Source organism: Variovorax sp. FG153 (assembly GCF_057809595.1).
This window is the reverse complement of record NZ_JBMDKG010000115.1, coordinates 1-973: the sequence shown is the minus strand read 5'-3', so window position 1 is coordinate 973 and position 973 is coordinate 1. Positions and strand designations below refer to the sequence as shown.

The window sequence follows — 973 nt, the reverse complement described above, 5'->3', positions numbered from 1 at the left end:
TCGCGCTGCGCGATCTCGACGCGACGCTCGAGCTCGACCGCGACGGCGACCGCCAACTGCGCTGGGGCGAGGTGCGCGCGCGGCTCGACGACATCCGCGCCTACGCGCTCGCGCGGCTCCAGCTGCAGCAGGGCCGCTGCGTGCTGGCCGAGGCGCGGCCGCCGGCGGTCGAGGACCGCGTCGACGGTGCCTACCTCGTGCTGCAACTGCACGCGCGCTGCGATACGGGGCCCACGCTAGAGATCGACTACCGGCTGTTTCGCGAGATCGATCCGACGCACCGGGGACTGCTGCGCTTGGCTTCGGACGGCGGCGCTTCGCCCGCCGTGCACTCGCTCGATCCCGCGGCCGGCAGCGTGGCGCTGCCATGGCCGGGCGCGGCGGCGGGATCTTCCACGCCTGCCCCGAACGCCGAGAGCGACAGCCCCGGCTTCTTCCGCGACGGCATCCATCACATCCTGATCGGCTACGACCACATCCTGTTCCTGCTGTGCCTGTTGCTGCCCGCGGTGCTGCTGCGGCGCGGCGATGGCGGCTGGACGCCGGTGAGGCACTGGCGCGACGCGATCTGGCCGATGCTGGGCATCGTCACCATGTTCACCATCGCGCACTCGATCACGCTGGCGCTGGCCGGGCTCAAGATCGTGAGCCTGTCGCCGCGCATCGTCGAGCCGGGCATCGCGATCACGATCATCCTCGCGGCCGTGGACAACCTGCGGCCGCTGCTGCGCGGCAGGCGCAAGCTCTTCAGCTTCCTGTTCGGCCTGATCCACGGTTTCGGTTTCGCGGGCGCGCTCGGCGAACTCGAGCTGCCGCTGCGCGGCTTCGTGCTCGCGCTGCTGCAGTTCAACCTCGGCGTCGAAGCGGGCCAGCTCATGGTGGTGGCCGTGGCACTGGTCGTGCTGCTGTCGCTGCGCCGCTGGCGCGGTTATGCGCCGGTGGTGCTGCGCGGCGGCTCCGTCGTGGCCGTGGC

Annotated in this window: 1 protein-coding gene; it reads left to right on the top strand. The window is 71.6% G+C overall.

Annotated features, from left to right (window positions below):
• Positions 1-973, top strand: a 973-nt coding sequence (locus ACODT0_RS42330; protein ID WP_489044042.1) for a HupE/UreJ family protein, incomplete at both ends; no start/stop codon positions are given.